Below are 21,495 nucleotides of genomic sequence, written 5' to 3' on the forward strand. Positions count from 1 at the left end.
AGTGCGGTTCCGACCCATCGGATCCCATGAGTAAACGCGCTGATTTCGGCCTGGCTTGCGACCGACTCCGATCCCTCACGATCGGACGGATGATCTTTGGCAGCTTTTTGCTGCTGCTGGCCGTCATCACCGCCACCAGCATGGCGAGCGTCATCGCCATCCGGCACATCGACTCCACCTTTGCCGAGCTGCAGCGCCTGCAGGGTGTTGGCGATCTCGCCGAGGAGATCGACCAGCGCATGAACGAGCTGCGGCTCGCGGCGCGTGATTTCGTCACCGATCCCGGCTCGCGCTCGGACCGCGTCATGGAGGCTGCGACCGAGCTCAGCGCGCTCCTGAAGAAGACCCGCCTGCAACTGGCGCCGGAGCAGCAGGCGACCATCGACGGCGTCGCCCAGCGGCTCGCCAATTACCGCGAGGGCATCGACCGCATCAGCGCCCTGATCGCGCAGCGCGCAGAATTGCTGACGGGGCTTCCGGCGGCGCGCGCGGGTTTCGAGGAAGCCATCGCTGGTGTCACCGAGCGCAGCACCGCGCGAGCGCTGTTCCAGGTTCAGAACCAGATCGGCGCGGCCTTGCTGGCGCGCGATCCGGCCGGCGCGGAGCAGGCGGCCCGCAGCATGCGCGCGCTGCCGATCCAGGACAGCACGCTGCGCGCGGCTGCCGACCGCTATGCCGAGGCGATCATCGCCATTGCCGGCACCGAGGACGAGATCGCACGGCTCGACAAGGAGGTGCTGGGCATCGAGGGCCGGCTCATCGGCCGCGTCACCGAGCTGTTGCGGACCCTGAGCGACAGCCAGGGCAAGGTGCTGTCGCGCGACTTCGCCCGGACGCTCGCGGAAACCAAGTGGCAGAGCATCATCTTCGGAACGGCGGGAGTTCTGATCGGAATCTTTGCCGCCTCGTTCGTGGTGCGCCGGACCGTGAAGCCGCTCGCCTCGATCGCGCGCTCGATCCGGGCTCTCGCCGCCGGCGAGAAGGCGGCGTCGATCCCGCAGACCGATGTTCAGAACGAGATCGGCGACATCGCGCGGGCGGCCGAGGTTTTCCGTCAGACGCTGCAGGACGCCGATGCCGCGCGTGAGGCCGCGGTTCGCGCGCTGGCCGAACAGCGGCTGGCCGAGGAGAGCTATCGCAAACTGTTCGAGGCCTCGATCGACGGCATCTACGTCACGACGCCGAGTGGGCTCGTGCTGAACGCCAATCCGGCCCTCGCACGCATCATGGGCTATGAATCGCCGGGCGAGCTGATCCAGAGCGTCAACGACATCGCCGATACGATCTACGTCCATCCCCTGGCGCGCGAGCGCTACCAGCGGCTGATGCGGCGCGACGGCATGGTGCGCGAGTTCGAATACCAGGTACGCCGGCGCAACGGCGAGATCCGCTGGCTCTCCGACAGCGCCACCGTGGTGCGCGACGAGAACGGCGAGGTCGTGCGCTACGAGGGCGTGGTCCGCGACATTACCGACCAGAAGCGGGCCGAAGATGCGATCGCCGAAGGACGGCGCTTGCTGCAGCAGGTCATCGACACCGTGCCGGCGGTCATCAACGTCAAGGATCGCGAGCTGCGCTATGTCCTGATGAACCGTTACATGGCCGGCATCTTCAACGTCGAGCCCGAGGATGCGCTGGGCCGCACGACGGGCGAGCTGATGTCGCGCTACGGCGCGAGCAAGACCGACTCCAACGACAAGCGCGTGCTCGCGACCAAGGATGGCCTTGGCTTCTATGAGGAGGAATACCTCGATTCCTGCAACGTGATGCGGCAATGGCTGGTCAACAAGCTGCCGTTGCTGGATTCCGATGGTGAGGTCGACAAGATCGTGACCGTGGCGCTCGACATCGGCGAGCGCAAAAAGAGCGAACAGGAGATGCGCAAGGCCAAGGAGGCCGCCGAGACCGCGCTTCGCAACCTGCGCGAAACGCAGGCCTCGCTGATCGAGGCCGAGAAGCTCGCGGCGCTCGGACGCATGGTCGCGGGCGTCGCACACGAGGTCAACAATCCCGTCGGCATCAGTCTGACGGTGGCGTCCGCGCTCGAGCGCAAGACCGAACGCTTCAGCGAGGCGGTGACGCGCGGCGATCTCCGGCGCTCCAGCCTGAATGAGTTCATCGAGACAAGCCGCAATGCGGCGGCTCAGCTGGTCGCCAATCTCAACCGCGCGGCGGAGCTGATCCAGTCGTTCAAGCAGGTGGCGGCGGACCGCAACTACTCCGACCAGCGCAGCTTCGATCTGGCCGATCTCACCGAGCAGGTCGTGATGAGTCTGCGCCCGGGCGTGCGCAGACAGAACCTGACGGTCAATGTCGACTGCCAGCCCGGTCTCGTGATGAACAGCTATCCCGGGCCTTATGGCCAGGTTCTGACCAATCTGTTCCTCAATGCCGTCGCGCATGCATTTCCCGACGGCAGGCCCGGCGTGATCGAGATTCAGGCCCGCGAGTCCGGGCGCGACAATGTCGAGATCATCTTTTCCGACAATGGCTGCGGCATGTCGCTCGACGTGCGGCGGCGCGCCTTCGATCCGTTCTTTACGACGCGGCGCGATCAGGGCGGCACCGGTCTCGGCCTGCACATTGTCTACAACATCGTCACCAACCGGCTCGGCGGCCGGCTCGATCTCGATTCCGAGCCGGGCGCGGGGACGCGCATTCAGCTCATTCTGCCGCGCACAGCGCCGCTGGAGCAGGCGGCGGAGTAGGGCGGCGCGCCAAGATGTGGCGCGACCACGTCAGACTCCGGATTGACTCTCACGAAGCCGCGATCGAATCAAAATCTGGCCCGGTCGATGCATCTGTCCTGATGCACCCTGAGGTGGTGCAGGAGCCAGATGGACCAGATGGAAATGAGCAAATGGATCGTGCCCCGCGGCCATGCGCCGCATCGTTCTGATCGCGCCGTCACCAGCATTGGCGCTTCAAGGCGGCATCACGCCGGCCGTTGGAAGCCGCCCATCCAGATGACCGGCGCGGCGCTGCTGATCGCGCTTGCCGCACCGCCGGCGCAGGCGCGCGACCGCGGCCAGTACGCGAACTCATCGCCGGAGATGAAGGCCTGGTTCGACGGCCTGCGCAGCGGCAAGGGCCCATGCTGCTCCGATGCCGACGGCAGCGCCGTCAGCGATGTCGATTGGGAGAGCAAGGGCGGCCACTACAGGGTCCGCATCGAAGGAGAGTGGCTCGATGTCCCCGATGAGGCCGTCATCACCGAACCGAACCGCGTCGGACGCACCATGGTGTGGCCGATGCGCGGTTATCAGGGGCTCTCGATCCGCTGCTTCATGCCGGGCAGCATGACATAGCGGACACCCGGCCGCTCAGACGTATTTCTTGTCGCGCTCCAGGAGCTCGATCGAGATGCCTTGCGGCCCGCGAATGAAGCAGATGCGAACACCGGGGCGGATCGTCGTCGGCTCGGTCGTGAAAGCGACGCCTTTGGCCTTGAGTGCGGCGGCCGCGGCGTCGATGTCCTTCACGGTCAGGCCGAAATGGTCGAGGCCCTGGTGTGGCGTCACGGGCGGCTCGTTGACGCCGTCGCCGGGCTCGACCTTGGCAATGAAGATGTTCGCGCCGCCGAGCTTCACGTCGATGCGGCCGGGATTGCGTGCGATCTCGCCGCCGAGGATGTCGCGGAGCCAATTGGCGGTCGCTTCGGGGTCCGGGCTGCGCAGATGGATGTGGTCCCAGGTGACTTGCAGCATCGTCGATGTCTTTCGAGTGAGTGAACCGCGGCCGCGGCAGCGGCGTTGGGCATGTGACGGAAGTGTGCGGACTTCTACCGGCTCGCCGTCGGGGACGCCAGTCCAGCACATGAAGCGGTATCCGGGCCTGCCCTCCTATTGTCGGCTTTGCATGCCACCTTGTCTCTGCGTGTCGATTGAAGCCTCCAGACGCCCGGCCGGGCAGCCGATGGTGCAGACATGAGCGCGGGTCTCTTTCATTCGCAGGAGCGCAAGCTTGGTCCTGCAGCTTCGCCGGCCGCGAAGCGGCGCGGATCGGCTTATCTGCCTCTCGGTGCCGCGCTGTTCGGATTGGCGACGCTCGCGGCATTGACGTTCGGGATGGTCGGCTGGGTGGTTCTGTCCGTCGACGAGGGCGAACTGGCCGAGGCCGACGCCAGCCTGATGCCGTTGACGTCTGATGCGTCGGCCGAGCCATCCGCGGGAGAAGAGGATCGAACGGAACCGTCGCGAGGCTTCGTGTCGGTGACGCCAGGAGCAGCGGCATACGGCGCCCAAGCGACCGTCGGTGCGGTGGCCGGCCCGGCCTCCAGTTTCATGAATGCCAATGCGAGTCTTCCGCCGCAGCGGTCGGTACCGGCTGCTGGTGACCCGGCAGTTTTGTCCGGCCTGCGGATCAGTTCCCAGTCCTGGCAGCGCGGCGGCATGGGATCGAAGGCGCTGGTGACGTTCACGCTCCGAAACAGCAACGGCTTCGCCGTGCGGGGCGTCGAGATCAACTGCGCCTTCAGCCGCCGTGACGGCAGCCATGTGACCGAGCGCCGCCGAGTGGTCCCGGGCGAAGTCGGCTCCAGAAGCCGCAAGACCTTCGCCGCCGTCCCTGTCGGATTTGTCAACGTTAATGTCAGTACGGCCAAATGCGCGCTGGTTGCAGCGACGAAAATCTAATTATGTCGCGCTAGTTCTCCGTGACCTTTGAACCTGAGCGTTCGGCGCGGGAACATACTGTCATGATCCTCCGTTAGGTGGATGTCGGCGCAGGTGCCGACGGAGCGGTAAAGTTATGCCCATTCTGCGTTACTTCCTTTTTGTCGGCGGAGCTTTGCTCGCGTTGTTGGTCCTCGCCGATTCGGTATTGCCGAGCGTGCCGCTGCCGACCACGTTAACATCTGCGTCGGAACTTCCCCCCGTCCGCATCCAGTCCACGCGCAAGTGGCCGGAGCGGATCGTGATGGATACGGCGGCCGTGGTTCCCGCAAGCGCTTCCGAGAAACTGGCCAAGGTGGAGCAGCCCGCGCAGCCGGCGGTTGCTGTAGAGCCGGCCAAGAGCAGTGCACGGGACGCCTATGCCCAGATGACACCTGCCGAGGTGCGCCCACAGGCGGTCGCGCCCAAGTCGGCCGAAAAGCTCCACGCCGCGAAGCTCTCCGAGGCGGTCAAGACGACGGACTCGAAGAAGCGCAAGGTCGCGAAGGCGCCGGGCCGACCGATGATCCTCGTGGCGCAGCAGCCGCACTCCGGCCTGTTCAACTCGACCTGGTAACTCTGCGCTTCCGATCAGCCGACGGCGGCAAGCCGCGTACCACGCCGCCAGACTGCCTTGATCTTGCGCAAAGTGCGCTCTGCCCGGAGCGCCTAGCGTCACTTGGATGGGACCAGGGAGCGTTGCCCGGGGACCCACGGAGACGCTGTATGACTACCACGCCCACTTTGTCGATCTCGCCGGAAAAGGTCGCCTTTGTCGTCACCAAGACGCATCAGTACGAAATGGAAGCGTCCGAGCCCGAGCTGCTGGCCGGTCTGACTGATGATGATTCGTCCACCGGCACGGGCGGACGGGGGACGAGCACCGATCGCTCCGAGCTAGTCAGCTTCATTCGTGGGCTCAACGTCGACGAACAGATCGATCTCGTGGCGCTGACCTGGCTGGGCCGGGGCGACGGCTCGCTGGAGAATTGGGATGAGCTCCGCGCTCAGGCGGCTCAGGCTCACAACAATCGCACGGCAAACTATCTGATCGAAACGCCGATGCTTGGCGACTATCTGGAAGAGGCGCTCTCGGAGTTCGGCCTCTCCCTGGAAGACTTCGAAGAAGGCATCTAGCTGGACGACTTCTGTCTCCCAGCCAGCCGCTTGGTTCTTCGTTGATATTGCGAGGATGGAGTAAGCTCATGGACAAGATGAAGGTCGGAACGGGTGATTGGGTCGTCGTGTGCGACGGCCGCAAGGCGCTGATCCTTGAGAACATCGGCGACAGCATGTTTCCGAATCTGCATACCAAAGAGGTCCGCGAGCACGAGAACGAGCGGACCGGCGCTCAGGGTACGGATGCGCCCGGCTCGGTGCAGCAGTCGTTCGGCCACGCCCGCAGTTCGGTTGAACAGACCGACTGGCATGACCAGGCTGAGCGCGCGTTCCTGAAGCAACTGGCCGACCGCTTGCATCATGCCGTTCTGGCGGGCGAAACCAAGGCTGTGACCATGGTGGCCTCGCCCCGTGCGCTCGGCATGATCCGCGCCGACTATTCGGACGCTGTCCGCAAGGTCCTGCACGGCGAGGTCCACAAGGACCTGGTCAAGCTGCCGGTCTACGAGATCGAAAAACAACTGCTGGCTTGAGCCGAGGAGCCGGCCTTCGAACCGACGCCGCCGACACATTCGGCATCTGGATCCCGTCGCTGTCGTGTGGCAGCGACGGGATCTTTTTATGGCGCTCTCCTGCAACGCCTTATCGAGGCTGTTGGCCAAAATCCGTCCAAACATGGTCGTACTGACGCCGCCCTGGAACCGGAGAAGTCGTTCCCGGTTGGATCTTGCGGAACGTTGGCGGGATGCGGAGTGAAGGGGATCGGGCCGATGCGGCTGTTGTTTTGGGTTACACTGCTTGGCGCGCTTGCGGTTGGCACGGGGATCTCGGCCGCCAACGAGACGTGCGGTCCAGGATGTCACGTTGCGCCTAACGGCGGCTGCGTGGTCAACGGCTGGGAAGTCGGCGCACCGGTGTGGAATGAGTGTCCCGCGGGCGCCCGCCCGCGACCGCCGTGTGGCGCGGGATTTCGATGGAGCAGGCAAGCCAGGATCTGCTTGATGAAGTGAACCGCCGACGCGTGCGGCGTCGAGTTCAGGACTGTGAGGAGGGGACAGTTGGCGCGGGCACGGACTCGATGTCCAGCGTGAACAGTCGCTCTTCGTCCGAAACGTCCGAATGAGCCAACACCTGCTGCAGCAGCGTGATGATTGCAGTCGCCCGGTCCTGCTGATCTGCGTCGTCATAGCTCGCAGCCGCCAGCACCGAGCCGTTGGTTTCGCACTTCGCCTTGATCTGGATAATCATCGTTGCATCCTTGCCGTATTCGATGCGCGACAGACTGGCTGCAATCATCTTAAATTCGCACCAAATGATCCGAGTAAACCCGCGGTAGAAAATGACCGGTGGGCTTGAACCGGCTGAAGTCGACTTCGTTCAGACCGGCTTTGCGCGGATCACGTCCCGCGGGGCGCTGGTGCCGAAAGACTTCCTTAACCATGTCCGTGCGGGAGCCTCGATCAGCATGTAGGCAATCCAGGCAATTGCCGTCGCGATCATGACGAACAGGCCCAACCGAAGCACAAGCTCGACGGCTCCAGGCGCGTCGGACTTGCCGATCATCGCCAGCCGAATGAGGAAAGGGTGCAGCAGATAGATCGAATAGCTGCATTCGCCGCCGACGATCATCGGTCGTGACGACAGCCAACGCGCATGGCCGTAGCGGCTAGCCGCAATGAACACGATCGTGAAGCCGATGATCTCGATCAATCGGACGGCGAGTTCGATGGAGAACGACCAGCCCGGCAGCCGCGGTTGCAGGAACAGCAGTACGGGTGCGCAGACGAGGCTGACCAGTGAAATCCAGAACAGGATGCCGACGCCGCGCCGTTCTCCATCGGTCACACTCGTATTCGCGCGGTTCTGATAGATCATCGCGGCAAAGCAGCCGGCGATGAACTGGGCGATATGGAGGTAGGGCGAGTAATAGGTGAGCCACTGCATCCCGTGCTGCGTGAGACTCGGCGCAATGGCCTTCAATGCGGCATCGCCAACGCTGAAGAAGGCAACGATCGTCAATGCAAACAGAGCGACGTTCACGAGCGCGAGCCCGATCATGGTCGACAATCTGACGACGCTCCCGAGCAGCAGACAGACGAACGGAAACAGCAGGTAGAAGAACAGTTCGACGCTGATCGACCAGAGGTGCTGCAATGACGGAACAACCGCAACCAGCATCGTGCCGTTCTGAACAGGAAACCAGGCCTGGGTCATCGTCAGAATGAACCCCAGCGAAGGAGCCGACAGACTTCGGGCAATCATCAGATACGTGATGATCACAAGCACCACCGCCGCGTACATGGGATAGAGACGCGCAAATCGTGCGATCGCGAATTCGCGCAGGGCGGGGCCAAGCGGTTGCGACCGCAGGCGTTCGGCATAGTTCAGCCACAGCACGAATCCGCTGAGCACGAAGAACATTGTCATGCCGATGCTGCTGACCTGGGCGATCAGGTCCGGCAGCGGGCCTGACGCCAACGAGGGGGCGCCATGTCCGACGGCCACCGTCGCGGCCGCGACGAAGCGCAGGCCGGTCAGCGAACCGATGAAGCGTTGGTCATTCACGGTCGGAGATTTTCCTGAGGGCTGGGTCACGCGGGCGTTTTAGAAACAGCAGCCCGCGCAGGCAACCGGATCTCCTGAGGGTGTGTTAGGCAAGAGGTCAAATCCGGCGATGTGACCCCAGCTCCCCGTCGCGGCATGATAAAGTGCCGACGAACGTTTTTCCAACTCTGGACGGAGAGCATACTGGCGCGCTCGGAGAGATTCGAACTCCCGACCCTCGGAATCGAAATCCGATGCTCTATCCAGCTGAGCTACGAGCGCGCAGTGCGGGTCAAACCCCACGTGAACCGGATACCAGACTTGGCTGGGCAAGGCCAGCCTCCGTCACGCATGAGGTGGGCGGTCGCAGAGGTGCGACATGCCGTGGAAGAAGTTTAGAAGCAGGGATGCCGGCGTCGGTCCTGGCCGATATAGGCCGCCGAACTCTGGTAGCAATGGTTGGTCGACGGGCCATCATAGAACGCGAAGGTGCCGGGCAGGGGGCCGGGACTGTAGTTATGGAGGAAGCTGATCGCGTAAGGCAGGCCATGGTGGTGGCGATGGTGCCTATGGTGGTGGCGCGCCTCCGAGGGCGCGGGACATAGGGCTACCCCGGCCGTGACCAGGGCGGCGGCGAGGAAAGCGAGCTTGATCATGTCTTTTCTCCGGAAACAGCGCTAAGGCCAGCCAACTGGCCGACAATCTAACCCCGAACGGGCGGAAAGGGTGCCGCAAAGGCGGATATCGGTCAAAATTTTGGCCTTTTCCGCATGCTTAACGAATCCGTGACAAAGTCCGGCAAATTCGTCGTGCAGTGGCGGCCGGCCTTGTCGCGACCTTGCCGAGATACGACCAGGTTTTTCGTCCGCTTCATGAACCGCCTGATTCCATGCGTGCTGCTTTCGCTGGTCGCCGCCGCTCCGGCGCGCGCGGATCTGCATATCACGCGCGATCATGGCGGCTACATCGAGGAATACAAGGCGAAGTATAAGCACATCCGCGACACCCGCCAGCGTGTCATCATCGACGGCATCTGCAATTCCGCCTGCACGCTGGTGTTCGGCATCGTGCCGATGAACAAGATCTGCGTCACGCCGAAAGCGAGCCTCGGTTTTCACCAGGCCTACTACGACAAGGCCTTCACGTTCGGCATCAAGGTCACCAGCGTGGAGGGGACATCCGAGCTGATGTCCTATTATCCGGATTCCGTGAAGGACTGGATCCGCCGCAATGGTGGGCTGACCACCGAGATGAAGCGGATCAAGAACGGCATCGAGCTCTGGAAGATCGTCGATCCATGCCCGGACGCCTGGTGAGCGGAACCCGGGCAAACAGCGACGCCGTCGACACGAACGAAACAATCCAGCGCCAGATCGTCCCCACTACCGGGCACTGGATTGTTTCGCCTGGACTGTCAGCACCGGGCGTTACCCGCTTCAGTCCCCAACCAAGCCGATCAGCGCTTGGCCTTCTTCGTCTTCTTGGCCGCTTTCTTGGTGGCCTTCTTCGCCGTCTTCTTCGCAGCCTTCTTGGCGGCTTTCTTCACGGTCTTCTTGGCCGACTTCTTGGTGGCGACCTTCTTGGCCTTGGCGGCGGCCCGCTTGGGGGCGGCCTTCTTGGCGGGGGTCTTCTTCTTTGCGGCCCGCTTGGCCTTGGGAGCCGCGGCGGTCACAGGATCCGTCGCAGCCTCGGGCGGCGTGCCCGGCGCGGCGACGGTCGGGTCGGTGAGTGTGGTGTCGTCCATATCGGTCCCCCGATTTGTTGGAAACCCGACGACGATAGCTGGATTCTCCGTGCTGTCAAAGCGAGCGCAACTAATCACTTGTGCGCAAGCGTGCGTAGGCCGCCAGCGCGCGCTCGCGCCCCAGCTTGTGGTCGACGGCCGGCGCCGGGTAGGAGCGTCCGAGTGCCACGCCCGCCTCGGCGAGCTCGAGCGGCTTTGCTGCCCAAGGTTGATGGACCAAAGGGGCCGGCAGGCGCGCCAGTTCGGGAACCCAGCGCTTCACATAGGCGCCTTGCGGATCGAACTTCTCGCCCTGCAGCACGGGATTGAAGACCCGGAAATAGGGGGCCGCATCCGCGCCGGAGCCCGCGACCCATTGCCAGCTCGCCGGGTTGCTGCCCGGGTCGGCATCAACCAGCGTATCCCAGAACCACTGTTCGCCCTGCCGCCAATCGATCAGCAGGTGCTTCACCAGCAACGAGGCCACCACCATGCGGACGCGGTTGTGCATGCTGCCGGTGTGCCACAGCTCGCGCAGGCCGGCGTCGACGATCGGATAGCCGGTCTGGCCGCGCTGCCATGCCGCAAGCGCGGCGTCATTCTGAATCCACGGAAAGGCGTCGAACGACGGTTGCAGGTTGCGGGTGGCGAGGTCGGGATTGTTGAACAGCAAATGCCGGCTGAACTCGCGCCAGCCGACCTCGCTCAGGAACTTGTCGATCCCCTTCGCCAATGCGGGACGCTCCTCGGCGGCGAAGCGCGCGGCGTGAAAGACCTGGCGCGGGCTGATTTCGCCGAAACGTAAATGCGGTGACAGCCGCGAGGTGGCTTCGATGTCGGGGCGGTCGCGTTCGGCGGCATAGCTGCCGACCGCCGTTTCGAGGAACTGAGTGAGGCGCTGCTGCGCCGCGCGCGCACCCGGCCGCCAGGCGTCGCGCAGCCCGCCGGCCCAGTCCGGCTTTGTCGGCTCCAATCCCAATTCGTCGACGGCGAGGCTCGCAAGGCCGGCCAGCGGCGTCAGCCGGACCGGCGTCGGCAGCGGCTTCGGCGGTGCGCCCAGCGCCAGCACGCGCTTCCAGAACGGAGTGAACACGCGCGGCCCGCGTCCGTCCTTGCCGCGCATCTCGGCCGGGTCGACCAGCAGATCATCCGCGAAGACGCGGGTCTTCACATCGATCCTGCCAAGCGCCGCCTCGACACCGTCGGCGACGGCGCGGGGACCGCTCTGCGCGACGTCGTTCCAGTACACTGCGGCGGCCTTGGTCTCCGCCGCGAGGTCGCCGAGCACCTTTGCCGCCGGCCCCCGGCGAATCACCAGGTCGCTGCCGAGCGACTGCAACTCCGCGCGGAGTGCACGCAGCGATTGCGCCAGCCACCATCGCGTCGCTCCTCCGAGAGGACGGAGTTCGGGACTCTCCTGATCGTAGATGTAACTACAAACAACCGGGCCGCCGGCCTGGGCTGCAGTATACAACGCGGGGTGGTCAGATAGCCGCAGGCTCTCGCGAAACCATACGATGATAGGGCTGGAACTCATTCTCAGGTATCTTTTTGCCGCTTTGTGCAGGAGAGTCCGTATTCTTCCTGCCGGAAAATAATGGGTTGGAAACGAAGTACGGGCAGTTTGAGATTCAGTTGCAGTTCCCTGGGAAGGTTTCTGACGTGCCCGTCAAATTGAAGCTCGGCACCAAGGCGCTGATTGGCGCCGTTGTCGTCATCGCGTTGAACACGGCCCTCGTGGTCGGCGCCGCCTACTGGTCGCTCACGAACGAATTCGCCGATCGCGCCAAGCGTGACATCGAAGGTAATCTGCGGACGTTTGCGCTGGCGTTCGGCGAGACCTTCAAGGACGCCAAAGTCAACGTGCAGAACGGCGTCGTTTCGCGCATCGAGATCCCGGCCATTCCGGAGATCAAGGATCACGCCATCGTCGACCGCGCCGTCTCCTATGTCGGCGGCAGCGCCACCTTGTTTGTTGTCGATGACGGCGGGCAGTTCGTGCGCCGCTCGACCAATGTGAAGAAGGAGAACGGCGACCGCGCGGTTGGCACGCAGCTCGCGGCCGACCATCCGGCGCAGGCGCTGCTGCGCAGGGGCGAGGCTTATAAGGGGCCGGCCACGCTGTTCGGCAAGCCGTTCATGACCGCCTATTTCCCGGTGACCAGCCCGGCCGGCAAGGTGATCGGCATCCTCTATGTCGGCGTGCCCATGGCCGAGCTCGACGCGATGCTGTCGCAGGCGATGCAGACCATGATCGTAGCGGCCGCGGTCGCGGCGCTGCTGGTGCTCGGACTGACGATGCTGGCCGTGAGCCGCATCACCAAGCCGTTGAGCGCCGTCACCGAGGCGCTGACGGCGATCGCCGAGGGACGCGAGACTGTCGAGATCAACTCCGACGAGCGCGGCGACGAAATCGGCGAGATTGCCCGCAGCCTCGTCGTGTTCCGCAGTGCGGCCAGCGAGCGCCGCCGCATGCGCGAGGAGCAGGTGGCGGCCGCGACGGCCGCGGTCGAGCAGCGCAAAGCCGAACTGCAGCGCTTCGTCGACTCCTTCCAGGCCAGCATCGGCGGCATCATCGAGAACGTGCTGACCTCGTCGAGCGAGTTCGAGCGCGAGGCTCGCCAGCTCACCCAGACGGCGCGCACCACCGCAGACCTGTCGGGGCAGTCGGCCGGCGCCTCCGAAAACGCCTCGGAGCATGTCCGCACCGCTGCGGCCGCGTCCGACGAGCTGTCCGGCTCGATCGCCGAGATCATCCGCCGCGTCCAGGAATCCAACGCCATCGCCGCCGAGGCGGTCAACCAGGCGACCGCGACCGACCAGCGCATCAAGGAGCTGTCCGACGCCGGCAACCGCATCGGCGACGTCGTCAAGCTGATCACCTCGATCGCCGAGCAGACCAATCTGCTGGCGCTGAACGCCACCATCGAGGCCGCCCGCGCCGGCGATGCCGGTCGCGGCTTCGCGGTCGTGGCCCAGGAGGTCAAGACGCTCGCCGGCCAGACCGCCAAGGCGACCGAGGAGATCTCCAGCCAGATCGCCAATATGCAGACTGTGACGCAGGAATCGGTCGACGCCATCAAGGCGATCAGTTCGACCATCGAGCGCATCAACGAGATCGCGGCATCGATCTCGGCCGCTGTCGAGCAGCAGCGCGCCGCCACCCAGAACATCACCCAGAGCGTTCGCTCGGCCGCGAGCGGCACCGCCGAGGTCGTCAGCAACATCCGCAGCGCGGCGCGCGGTGCGGGCGAGACCGGCGAAAGCTCCAACCGGATGTTCGCCTCCGCCCAGGCGCTGTCCGGCGAGAGCCTGCGGCTGAAGGCCGAGGTGCAGAAGTTCCTCGACGGGATGCGCGCGGCGTGATCTGGCCGCTCCCGTCACGCTGATGCCAACTCCCTCGTCATTCCGGGGCGCGCGAAGCGCGAGCCCGGAATCCATAACCACGAGCGGTCGTTGGTTCGAAGAGCGGTGCCACTCGCATCTCGCCATGCCACGACCGTTCGTGGTTATGGATTCCGGGCTCATTCGCGCGGCTTCAAAATGGCTTCGCCATTTTGCGCGCGAATGCCCCGGAATGACGGCTTGGAAAGATCTCGTCGAAATCACATGGATCACCCGTAGAGCAGCTTTGGCAGGATCGTCACGATGCCCGGGAACAGCGTGAGCAGCAGCACGAAGGCGACCATGATGATGAGATAGGGGGCGGTCACGCGGGCGATGTAGCCGAGGCCGTCCTCCGTCAGGCCCTGGATCACGAACAGGTTGAAGCCGACCGGCGGCGTGATCTGGGCCATCTCGACGGCGAGCACCAGGAAGATCCCGAACCACACCTCGTCGAAGCCCGCGCCCTTCACGATCGGCAGCACGATCGGCAGGGTCATCACGATCATCGAGAAGCCGTCGAGGAAGCAGCCCAGGATCAGGTAGAACACGATCAGCACGACGATGAGCATGAACGGCGACAGGCCGAGGCCCTTGACGAAGGCGGCCACCGCCTGGGGGATGCCGAGGAAGGCCGCGGCATTGCCGAGGATCGAGGCGCCGAGCACGATCAGCGCGATCATCGAGCAGGTGATGACCGAGCCGATCATCACGTCGCGGATGACCTGCTGCGACAGCGCCCCCTGGAAATACGCCACCAACGCCGCGCCGAGCACGCCGACCGCGGCGGCCTCCGACGGTGTGGCGAGGCCGCCATACATCGAGCCGAGCACGCAGGCGATCAGGAACAGCGCAGGGGCGAGGTCCTTCAGCGCGGCGAAGCGCTCCGCCCACGGCACCTGCGACAGCTGTGCCTCGGCCTTCGGCACCATCGCGGGCTTAAGCGTGGTGTGCAGCATCACCCAGCCCATGAAGGTGCCGGCGAGCAGCAGGCCCGGAAGTACGCCTGCGGTGAACAGTTTCAGGATCGAGACGTCGCCGAGCACGCCATAGATGATCATGATGTTCGACGGCGGGATCAGGAAGCCGAGCGTGCCGGCGCCGGCGAGCGAGCCGATCGCGATGTCGCGCGAATAGCCGCGGCGCAAGAGCTCGTTGAGCGACATCCGGCCGATCACCTGCGTGGTCGCGGCCGACGAGCCGGAGATCGCGGCGAAGATGGTGCAGCCGATGACGTTGACGTGGAGCAGCCGGCCCGGAAGCAGCCCGGCCCAGGGCGCGAGGCCCTGGAACAGCGAGCGCGACAGGCGGGTGCGGAACAGCAGCTCGCCCATTAGGATGAACAGCGGCAGCGCCAGCAGCTCCTGGGTGGTCAGGATGTTCCAGGCATATTGCGGCAGCAGCTTGTCCAGCGGGATCGAGCGGAACATCGCCAGCAGCAGGGTCGCGGTGAAGGCGAGCGTGAGCCCGATCCACAGGCCGCCGGCCAGCAGCGCGAACAGGATGGCGAAGAGGGCGATGACTTCGATGGTCATGGGGAGGGGCAGTCCGCGATGAGGAGGGCAGGCGGGAGAGGGAGGCGGAATGATGCGCTGGATATGTCGTTTGCCGTTGCAAAGCGTCTTCGCGATACGCGGAGTGCGTAGCCGATGCTCGGGAGTCTGCTTCCGCCTGCTCGGTCATTCCGGGGCATTCGCGCGCAAAATGGCGAAGCCATTTTGAAGCAGCGCGAATGAGCCCGGAATCCATACTCACAGGCCAATGTGGTGGAGCGAAATGCCAACCACACGCGTGCCCCACAAGGCATCCTGTGGCTATGGGTTCCGGGCTCGCGCTCCGACTTGAGGCCGACATTCGTCGGCCTCAAGCTCCGCGCGCCCCGGAACGACGCGGGGGGAGAGCAGTCGTCCCGATGAGCATCACGTCCGCAGGCTCGCCTTTCGGCGCGCCTATGGCCGCTATCGTTGCTGGCTGCTGCCCGAAGCAGGCACATGCGCGTCTCGAGTCGTCTACGTCCCCTCATTCGACCGGCGACGCCTTCATGCGGTGGTCTTCCAGCGGCAGTCCCAGCGCGGCCTGGATGGCGCGGGCGAGGAATTGCAGGGTGAGCAGCAGCATGCCGAAGGTGACGACGGCTTGCGGAAACCACAGCGGGGTGTCGCTCGAGGTCGAGACCTGGCCGCGGATGAAGGAGCTCCACGCGAACTTCGTCATGGCCGAGGTGAGGTAAGCCATGAAGGCGAAGCCGGCGGCGGCGGCCAGCACTTCCAGCGCGCGTTGCAGCGGTGCCGGCACGTTCTTCAAGAGCAGCACCACGCGGATGTGGCCACCGGTCCGCAACGTCATCGCGGCGCCGAAGGTGAAGGAGGCCGCCATCAGGTAGGACGAGTATTCCCACGCGATCGAGATCGTCGGCGGTAAGAACGGCAGCACGTTCGACAGCGCCCGCGTGGTCACCTCCGCCAGCATCAGCGTGGTCAGCAGCAACAGGCAGCCGCCGCCGATCCAGCCATCGAGCCGGCCGAGCCGGTCGATGACATCAAGCAGGATGCGCAGCGGCGCGGGCGCCGCTGCGTTGAGGCTCGCCCGATCGGCCGGCGAGGTGGCTTGCGCGACCTCAGCCACGCTTCATCTCGGCGAGATAGGACTTCACCGGGGCTTCCGCCGCCGGCACGCGCTTGAGGAAGGCCTCCATCTGCGGCGCGGTCTTGGCCCGGATCTCCGTCATCATCGCGTCCGAGACCGGCACCACCTCCATGCCGCCTTCCGTCAGGCGGTTGAGGCTGTCGACGTCGGCCTTGAGCGAGTTGGCCCAGAAGGTCGGCTCCATCTTCGCGGCGACGTCAGCGACGATCTTCTGCTGTTCAGGCGTCAGCGCCTTCCAGGAGTCCAGGTTCACATTGAGCATCTGCGACGACCACACATGGTTGGTCGGGTAGACGTATTTGAGGAACTCCCAGAACTTGCCGTCGACACCCGACACCGACGAGGTCGAGACGCCGGCGACGGCGCCAGAGGCCAATGCCGGAATGGTCTCGCCCCAGGGGATCATCACCGCGGCCATGCCGATGGCATTGAGCATGTCGACCGCGTTCTTGTCAGGCACGCGGATCTTGATGTTCTTCAAGCCGGCGACGTCGGAGGACTTGACCTTCAGATGCAGGTACTGCGTCGGCCACGGCACGATGTAGAGGATCTTCTGGTTGTTGCGAGCGGCGATCTTCTCGTATTCCGGCCGGACGTATTTGTGCAGGACCTTGAGCTCGTCCATCGAGCCGGCCAGGAACGGGATGCTCTCGACGCCCATGAACGGCTCGTCGCCGACCTGCTGGATATTGAGCACGTCGGCGAGCGGCACGAGGCCGTCGCGCATCGCGCGCAGATGCTCGGGCCCCTTGAAGCCGAGCTGACCGCCGGCCTTCACCGTGATGTTGACGGCGCCATTGGTCTGCTTCTTCACCTCCTCGGCGAAGGCCATCGCGTTCTGGGTGTGGAAATTGCCGTCGGGCCAGACCGTGGACATGTCCCAGTTGGTGGTGGCGGCGCGGGCGCGCGTCGAAACCTGGGTCGCAGCGAGCAGGGAGGCTGCTCCGGCGGTGAATGTGCGTCGCGTGATCATGAGGGTCTCCGCTTCGTTGCTGAGCTATCGAGTTTAAAGGATGCAGTGAGGTAGGCAGAGTTGCGGCCGCCTCTCACGTGCGGCGCCGGTCTCGAATGTCGACCCTGTCCATCAACATGCGTTTCGGTGTGTTCATGGTCAGGTTTTCAGTGCCGATCTCGGCTCTTGACCCTCATGGTGAGGAGCGTCGCCCTTGCGACGCGTCTCGAACCATGAGGCCCAAGTCCGGGCCTCGCCCTTCGAGACGCTCGCCTTCGGCGAGCTCCTCAGGGTGAGGAGTAACAGTTGCGCGCCTTCCTCCCACGAGGACTCGGAGAGATGATCTCACGAACGGACTCCTGGGCTTGCGAAGCGTCTGGCGTTCGGCGCGTACGAGTTGCTCACAGTCCATGCCCATAAACCTTCGCCGCGTTGTCCGCCGACACCAGCCCGCTCTCGACATCGCCCTGCACCAGCGCCGCCGCGCGCTCACGCGGATCGCCGATGCCCGCGCCGCCCGGGGTCAGCACTACCAGCCGATCGTCCGGCGGCACGGTCTGGAAGCCCTTGCCGCGCAGCCTCTTGCCCGAGGCGAGCCCGACATAGCCGGCCTCGCCATTGTGGCCGCCGTCGCGGCCGCGGGGCGGGTGGTCGATGCGGTCGAAGGCGGCGAGGATGTCGAACGGCGCGTCGACGCCGCTGCCGACCTCGATGATCTGGCCAAGGCCGCCGCGGGTGCGGCCGGCGCCGCCGGAATCCGGCCGCAGCTCCTTGCGCCAGAAGATCAGCGGCGTCTGCGTCTCCGCGATCTCGACCGGCGTGCCGCGCACGCCGGACGGATAGGCCGTCGCCGACAGCCCGTCCTTGTCGAAGCGCGCGCCGGTGCCGCCGTTCGACGTCACCGCCATCGAGAATCCGTAATTGCCGCCGGCGCCGGAGCGGGTCTGGCCGCGCACGTTGAGATTCCACAGGCAGGAGGTGCCTTCGGCGGGCACCCGTTCCGGAATGATCTGGCGCAAGCAGCCGAACACGACGTCGGGCAGCATCTGGCCGATGACGTGGCGCGAGGCGACCGGCGCGGGCTTTGGCGCGTTCAGGATTGCGCCCGATGGCGCTGACACGGTCAACGGCGACAGCGAGCCGGCATTGTTGGGGATCGCAGAGGCCACCACGCAGCCGAGGCCGAACACCGTGTAGGCGGTGGTGTAGGACAGCGGCACGTTGATGCCGAACTTCGACGCTGTCGACGTGCCGTCGAAATCGACGTGAATGCCGTCATCGCTGATCTTCAGCGCGGCCTTGATCGTCACCGGCGCATCGTAGCCGTCGACCACCATCTCGTTGCGCCAGGTACCCTTCGGCAGCTTGGCGATCTCGGCCAGCACAGCCTCGCGCGAGCGGTCGCAGACGTAGTTGCCGAGCTCGTCGAGCGTTGAGATGCCGAACTCGCGCATCATCTCGACCAGGCGCTGGCAGCCGACATCGTTACAGGCGGCGAGCGAGTAGGTGTCGCCCTCGGTGTCGACTGGCAGCCGCGTGTTGGCGCGGATCATCGCCATCAGGGTCTCGTTGACGACGCCCTGGTCGATCAGCTTCAGCATCGGGATGTACAGTCCCTCCATGAACACGTCGGTGCCGTCGGGGCCGAAGCCGATGCCGCCGATGTCCATCAGATGGCTGGTGCAGGAGAACAAAGCGACCGGCTGGCCGTCCTTGAAGCAGGGCGTGGTGACGACGAAGTCGTTGAGATGGCCGGTGCCCATCCAGGGATCGTTGGTGATGTAGGCATCACCGGGCTTCATCGTCTCGATCGGAAAATGCGCGATGAAGTGCTTCACCGACTCCGCCATCGAGTTGACGTGGCCTGGCGTGCCGGTGACGGCCTGCGCGAGCATGCGACCCTTCAGATCGAACACGCCCGCTGAGAGGTCGCCGCATTCGCGCACGATCGGGCTGAAGGCGGTGCGCAGCAGCACCTGGGCCTGCTCCTCGACCACGGCGATCAGCCGGTGCCACATGATCTGCAGGTCGATCAGGCTGGTTTGCGATGAGCTCATGGTCACGCCGCCTTCCGTTCCATGACGATGCTGCCGGCACCGTCGATATGTGCGTCGAAACTGTTGGAGATGAAGGTCGAGGTCTCGTCCTCGGCGATCACGGCGGGACCTGCGATGACAGCGCCCGGCGCCATCTGCTCGCGGCGGTACAGTGGGATGTCGACGAAGCGGCCGGCGCGGCCGTCGAAGAATTTGCGGTGGCCCGAAGCCGCGCCGGCGGGCTTGCGCGTGATCTCGGCGACGGTGGCCGGCTGGCGGGCGTCCGTCGTGGCCAGCACCGACCAGCTCAGCACCTCGATCGCGGCACCTGGAATGGCGCGCTCGAACAACGCAGCATAGCCGGCCTCGAAGGTCTTGCGCAGGGCAGGGAGGTCCTCCGCGGTCAGTGCGCGGTTCGGCAGCTCGACGCTGATCTCGTGACCCTGGCCGACATAGCGCATGAACGCCGCACGGCGCTCGCGGACCGGTGCGCCGGCCGCGCCGGGCTCGACGAGGGCACGGGCCTCATCGGCCATCTCCTGCAGCAGGCTGGAGACGAGCGCGGTGTCGAAGTCATCCAGCCGCGCGTGGCGGCTGCGTACCAGCTCATAGGCGATCGGCGCGGCAAGGAAGCCGACGGCCGAGCCGACGCCGGCATTCGATGGCACGATGACCCTGGCGACGCCGATCTTCTCGGCGACGCGGGCGGCGTGCAGCGGCGCGGCGCCGCCGAATGCGATCAGCGTGTGCTGGCCGATGATCGCGCCGCGTTCGACGGCGTGAACGCGCGCGGCGCTCGCCATGTTCTCGCAGACGACCTCGTGCACCGCATAGGCTGCGGTCTCGGCATCCAGGCCGAGCGGCGCGCCGACGTCGCGGAGCAGCGCCTGCTTCGACAACTCGGGATCGAGCTTGATGGTGCCGCCGGCAAACGCGTCGGGATCGATCATGCCGAGCGCGACGTCGGAATCAGTCACGGCCGCATGCTGGCCGCCGCGGCCATAGCACGCCGGGCCCGGCTCAGAGGAGGCGCTCTCGGGGCCGACGGTGACGCGCTTCATCGCATCGATGCGCGCGATCGAGCCGCCGCCGGCGCCGATCTCGACCATCTCGATGACGGGGATGCGCACCGGCAGGCCGGAGCCCTTCAGGAAGCGCGCGGCGCGATCGACCTCGAACACGCGCGAGCTCTCCGGCTCGAAGTCCTCGATGAGACAGATCTTGGCGGTGGTGCCGCCCATGTCGAACGACAGCACCTTGCGCTCGCCGAGCCGTGCGGCAATCTGGCCCGCGAAGATCGCGCCGCCGGCGGGACCGGATTCGACGAGGCGCACCGGGAAACGCCGCGCCGTGTCGATCGAGGTGACACCGCCGCCGGAGGTCACGAGATAGATCGCGCCGCGGAACTGCTCGATACGCAGCGCCTGATCCATCCGCGCGAGATAGGAGTCCATCAGCGGCTGCACATAGGCGTTGGCGACGGCGGTCGAGGTACGCTCATATTCCCGGATTTCGGGACAGACCGCCGACGACAGCGTGATCGAGATACCGGGCATCGCGTCCGCCAGGATCTCACCGGCACGACGCTCGTGCGCGGGATTGGCGTAGGCGTGCAGGAAGGCGATGGCGATGCTGCTGACCTCCAGCGCGCGCAATTGTGGAACGAGCGCGCGCACCGCCGCTTCATCGAGCGGCAGCCTGACGTCGCCATGAGCATCGACGCGCTCAGGGACGGTGAAGCGCAAGCTGCGCGGCACCAGCGGCTTCGGCTTGTCGATGGAGATATCGTACTGGTCGTAGCGGCTCTCAGTTCCAATATCCAGAACATCGCGGAAGCCTGAGGTGGCGATCAGCGCCGTCTTCGCGCCGCGTCGCTCGATGATGGCGTTGGTCGCGAGCGTGGTGCCGTGGATGAAGACGTCGATGTCGGAGATGCGGGCCTTCGCATCGGCGAGAATCAGGCGCGTCCCGTCCAGCACGGCCTGCTCTGGCTGCGTCGGCGTCGTCAGCACCTTGCGTGTGCGGCGGTGATCGCCGATGTCGAGAACGATATCGGTGAATGTGCCCCCGATATCGACGGCCAGCCGGACTTCGGCTCCTTCAAGCATTCGGTCATCTCCGCAAGCGACGAATTGAGGTGCGATTTGAGCAAGTCCCATGCCATTGCGCCAGCGGAGATGCGTGTTGCTGCTCTGCGTTTTGTGCGGCGCGGACTTGAGGTCGCGGTGTCGTGCGGGCTCAACCTTGCTGATCGACATGCGACCGTTGCCTGCTCCATCCTCATGCTGTTGCGCGAAGCCAGCCATGTGAGATGTACGATGTTTCCACACCGTCATTCCGGGGCGCCCGGAGGGCGAGCCCGGAATCCATACTCCCGATCGTGGTTATGGATTCCGGGCTCGTCGCTTCGCGCCGCCCCCGGAATGACAGCGTATGTGT

Annotated in this window: 20 protein-coding genes and 1 tRNA gene; 9 read left to right on the plus strand and 12 right to left on the minus strand. The window is 65.1% G+C overall.

Features of this window, described 5'->3' with window-relative positions; genetic code table 11:
• The first annotated feature begins 26 nt into the window (after positions 1-26).
• Positions 27-2,708, plus strand: coding sequence for a PAS domain-containing protein (locus ACQR1L_RS15330; protein ID WP_434858751.1), 2,682 nt, complete (start codon positions 27-29; stop codon positions 2,706-2,708).
• Between the two features lie 138 nt (positions 2,709-2,846).
• Positions 2,847-3,308, plus strand: a complete 462-nt coding sequence (locus tag ACQR1L_RS15335) for a hypothetical protein (RefSeq protein WP_434858791.1) — start codon at positions 2,847-2,849, stop codon at positions 3,306-3,308.
• A gap of 15 nt (positions 3,309-3,323) precedes the next feature.
• Here ACQR1L_RS15335 and ACQR1L_RS15340 read toward each other — a convergent pair whose 3' ends face one another.
• Positions 3,324-3,707: a VOC family protein gene (locus tag ACQR1L_RS15340; RefSeq protein ID WP_434858752.1), complete on the minus strand. Its 384-nt coding sequence runs from the start codon at positions 3,705-3,707 to the stop codon at positions 3,324-3,326.
• 219 nt (positions 3,708-3,926) lie between these two features.
• Here ACQR1L_RS15340 and ACQR1L_RS15345 point away from each other — a divergent pair, with 219 nt between their 5' ends.
• The 5 genes from ACQR1L_RS15345 (at position 3,927) to ACQR1L_RS15365 (ending at position 6,781) form a co-directional block, all read left to right on the plus strand.
• Positions 3,927-4,634: a hypothetical protein gene (locus ACQR1L_RS15345; RefSeq protein ID WP_434858753.1), complete on the plus strand. Its 708-nt coding sequence runs from the start codon at positions 3,927-3,929 to the stop codon at positions 4,632-4,634.
• Positions 4,635-4,749: 115 nt separating this feature from the next.
• Positions 4,750-5,229 (plus strand): hypothetical protein, encoded by a 480-nt coding sequence (locus tag ACQR1L_RS15350; protein WP_434858754.1) that lies wholly within the window; start codon positions 4,750-4,752, stop codon positions 5,227-5,229.
• A 149-nt stretch (positions 5,230-5,378) separates the two neighbouring features.
• On the plus strand, positions 5,379-5,789 hold the full coding sequence (locus ACQR1L_RS15355) for a DUF3775 domain-containing protein (RefSeq protein ID WP_434858755.1): 411 nt from the start codon (positions 5,379-5,381) through the stop codon (positions 5,787-5,789).
• Between the two features lie 68 nt (positions 5,790-5,857).
• A complete protein-coding gene (locus ACQR1L_RS15360; protein WP_434858756.1) occupies positions 5,858-6,304 on the plus strand; it encodes a host attachment protein in 447 nt (148 codons plus the stop codon).
• Positions 6,305-6,541: 237 nt separating this feature from the next.
• On the plus strand, positions 6,542-6,781 hold the full coding sequence (locus ACQR1L_RS15365; protein ID WP_434858757.1) for a hypothetical protein: 240 nt from the start codon (positions 6,542-6,544) through the stop codon (positions 6,779-6,781).
• A 25-nt stretch (positions 6,782-6,806) separates the two neighbouring features.
• Here ACQR1L_RS15365 and ACQR1L_RS15370 read toward each other — a convergent pair whose 3' ends face one another.
• From ACQR1L_RS15370 to ACQR1L_RS15385, 4 genes are all read right to left on the minus strand, one after another.
• A complete protein-coding gene (locus ACQR1L_RS15370; RefSeq protein WP_434858758.1) occupies positions 6,807-7,067 on the minus strand; it encodes a hypothetical protein in 261 nt (86 codons plus the stop codon).
• An 81-nt stretch (positions 7,068-7,148) separates the two neighbouring features.
• Entirely contained in the window at positions 7,149-8,366 is a 1,218-nt protein-coding gene (locus ACQR1L_RS15375) for an acyltransferase family protein (protein ID WP_434858759.1), read from the minus strand.
• Between the two features lie 154 nt (positions 8,367-8,520).
• Positions 8,521-8,597, minus strand: a tRNA-Arg gene (locus ACQR1L_RS15380).
• 113 nt (positions 8,598-8,710) lie between these two features.
• Positions 8,711-8,971 carry a hypothetical protein gene (locus ACQR1L_RS15385; protein ID WP_434858760.1) on the minus strand — a complete coding sequence of 87 codons (261 nt, stop codon included), beginning with the start codon at positions 8,969-8,971 and terminating at the stop codon, positions 8,711-8,713.
• A gap of 216 nt (positions 8,972-9,187) precedes the next feature.
• Here ACQR1L_RS15385 and ACQR1L_RS15390 point away from each other — a divergent pair, with 216 nt between their 5' ends.
• Positions 9,188-9,631, plus strand: a complete 444-nt coding sequence (locus ACQR1L_RS15390) for a hypothetical protein (RefSeq protein ID WP_434858761.1) — start codon at positions 9,188-9,190, stop codon at positions 9,629-9,631.
• 140 nt (positions 9,632-9,771) lie between these two features.
• Here the strand turns inward: ACQR1L_RS15390 and ACQR1L_RS15395 are convergent, their stop codons facing one another.
• Positions 9,772-10,059: a histone gene (locus ACQR1L_RS15395; protein ID WP_434858762.1), complete on the minus strand. Its 288-nt coding sequence runs from the start codon at positions 10,057-10,059 to the stop codon at positions 9,772-9,774.
• A gap of 70 nt (positions 10,060-10,129) precedes the next feature.
• On the minus strand, positions 10,130-11,575 hold the full coding sequence (locus tag ACQR1L_RS15400) for a cryptochrome/photolyase family protein (protein ID WP_434858763.1): 1,446 nt from the start codon (positions 11,573-11,575) through the stop codon (positions 10,130-10,132).
• A 125-nt stretch (positions 11,576-11,700) separates the two neighbouring features.
• Between ACQR1L_RS15400 and ACQR1L_RS15405 the strand changes: the two genes are divergently transcribed.
• Positions 11,701-13,404 (plus strand): Cache 3/Cache 2 fusion domain-containing protein, encoded by a 1,704-nt coding sequence (locus ACQR1L_RS15405; RefSeq protein ID WP_434858764.1) that lies wholly within the window; start codon positions 11,701-11,703, stop codon positions 13,402-13,404.
• Between the two features lie 248 nt (positions 13,405-13,652).
• Here ACQR1L_RS15405 and ACQR1L_RS15410 read toward each other — a convergent pair whose 3' ends face one another.
• The 5 genes from ACQR1L_RS15410 to ACQR1L_RS15430 form a co-directional block, all read right to left on the minus strand.
• On the minus strand, positions 13,653-14,957 hold the full coding sequence (locus tag ACQR1L_RS15410; RefSeq protein WP_434858765.1) for a TRAP transporter large permease: 1,305 nt from the start codon (positions 14,955-14,957) through the stop codon (positions 13,653-13,655).
• Positions 14,958-15,441: 484 nt separating this feature from the next.
• A complete protein-coding gene (locus ACQR1L_RS15415) occupies positions 15,442-16,047 on the minus strand; it encodes a TRAP transporter small permease subunit (protein ID WP_434858766.1) in 606 nt (201 codons plus the stop codon).
• The gene (locus ACQR1L_RS15420) at positions 16,040-17,041 is read right to left on the minus strand and encodes a TRAP transporter substrate-binding protein (RefSeq protein WP_434858767.1); all 1,002 of its coding nucleotides are present in this window, start codon (positions 17,039-17,041) and stop codon (positions 16,040-16,042) included. Before ACQR1L_RS15420 ends, ACQR1L_RS15415 begins: the two co-directional genes overlap by 8 nt.
• A gap of 380 nt (positions 17,042-17,421) precedes the next feature.
• On the minus strand, positions 17,422-19,077 hold the full coding sequence (locus ACQR1L_RS15425; protein ID WP_434858768.1) for a hydantoinase B/oxoprolinase family protein: 1,656 nt from the start codon (positions 19,075-19,077) through the stop codon (positions 17,422-17,424).
• A gap of 2 nt (positions 19,078-19,079) precedes the next feature.
• Positions 19,080-21,164 carry a hydantoinase/oxoprolinase family protein gene (locus ACQR1L_RS15430; protein WP_434858769.1) on the minus strand — a complete coding sequence of 695 codons (2,085 nt, stop codon included), beginning with the start codon at positions 21,162-21,164 and terminating at the stop codon, positions 19,080-19,082.
• Between the last annotated feature and the right edge of the window lie 331 nt (positions 21,165-21,495).

The organism is Bradyrhizobium sp. HKCCYLR20261, from assembly GCF_051168435.1.
Taxonomy (GTDB): domain Bacteria; phylum Pseudomonadota; class Alphaproteobacteria; order Rhizobiales; family Xanthobacteraceae; genus Bradyrhizobium.

Excerpts from the sequence above, each read along its gene's own strand:
- ACQR1L_RS15330 (WP_434858751.1), top strand. The coding sequence starts at position 27 with ATGAGTAAACGCGCTGATTTCGGCCTGGCTTGCGACCGACTCCGATCC.
- ACQR1L_RS15335 (WP_434858791.1), top strand. The coding sequence starts at position 2,847 with ATGGAAATGAGCAAATGGATCGTGCCCCGCGGCCATGCGCCGCATCGT.
- ACQR1L_RS15340 (WP_434858752.1), bottom strand. The coding sequence starts at position 3,707 with ATGCTGCAAGTCACCTGGGACCACATCCATCTGCGCAGCCCGGACCCC.
- ACQR1L_RS15345 (WP_434858753.1), top strand. The coding sequence starts at position 3,927 with ATGAGCGCGGGTCTCTTTCATTCGCAGGAGCGCAAGCTTGGTCCTGCA.
- ACQR1L_RS15350 (WP_434858754.1), top strand. The coding sequence starts at position 4,750 with ATGCCCATTCTGCGTTACTTCCTTTTTGTCGGCGGAGCTTTGCTCGCG.
- ACQR1L_RS15355 (WP_434858755.1), top strand. The coding sequence starts at position 5,379 with ATGACTACCACGCCCACTTTGTCGATCTCGCCGGAAAAGGTCGCCTTT.
- ACQR1L_RS15360 (WP_434858756.1), top strand. The coding sequence starts at position 5,858 with ATGGACAAGATGAAGGTCGGAACGGGTGATTGGGTCGTCGTGTGCGAC.
- ACQR1L_RS15365 (WP_434858757.1), top strand. The coding sequence starts at position 6,542 with ATGCGGCTGTTGTTTTGGGTTACACTGCTTGGCGCGCTTGCGGTTGGC.
- ACQR1L_RS15370 (WP_434858758.1), bottom strand. The coding sequence starts at position 7,067 with ATGATTGCAGCCAGTCTGTCGCGCATCGAATACGGCAAGGATGCAACG.
- ACQR1L_RS15385 (WP_434858760.1), bottom strand. The coding sequence starts at position 8,971 with ATGATCAAGCTCGCTTTCCTCGCCGCCGCCCTGGTCACGGCCGGGGTA.
- ACQR1L_RS15390 (WP_434858761.1), top strand. The coding sequence starts at position 9,188 with ATGAACCGCCTGATTCCATGCGTGCTGCTTTCGCTGGTCGCCGCCGCT.
- ACQR1L_RS15395 (WP_434858762.1), bottom strand. The coding sequence starts at position 10,059 with ATGGACGACACCACACTCACCGACCCGACCGTCGCCGCGCCGGGCACG.
- ACQR1L_RS15400 (WP_434858763.1), bottom strand. The coding sequence starts at position 11,575 with ATGAGTTCCAGCCCTATCATCGTATGGTTTCGCGAGAGCCTGCGGCTA.
- ACQR1L_RS15410 (WP_434858765.1), bottom strand. The coding sequence starts at position 14,957 with ATGACCATCGAAGTCATCGCCCTCTTCGCCATCCTGTTCGCGCTGCTG.
- ACQR1L_RS15420 (WP_434858767.1), bottom strand. The coding sequence starts at position 17,041 with ATGATCACGCGACGCACATTCACCGCCGGAGCAGCCTCCCTGCTCGCT.
- ACQR1L_RS15425 (WP_434858768.1), bottom strand. The coding sequence starts at position 19,077 with ATGAGCTCATCGCAAACCAGCCTGATCGACCTGCAGATCATGTGGCAC.
- ACQR1L_RS15430 (WP_434858769.1), bottom strand. The coding sequence starts at position 21,164 with ATGCTTGAAGGAGCCGAAGTCCGGCTGGCCGTCGATATCGGGGGCACA.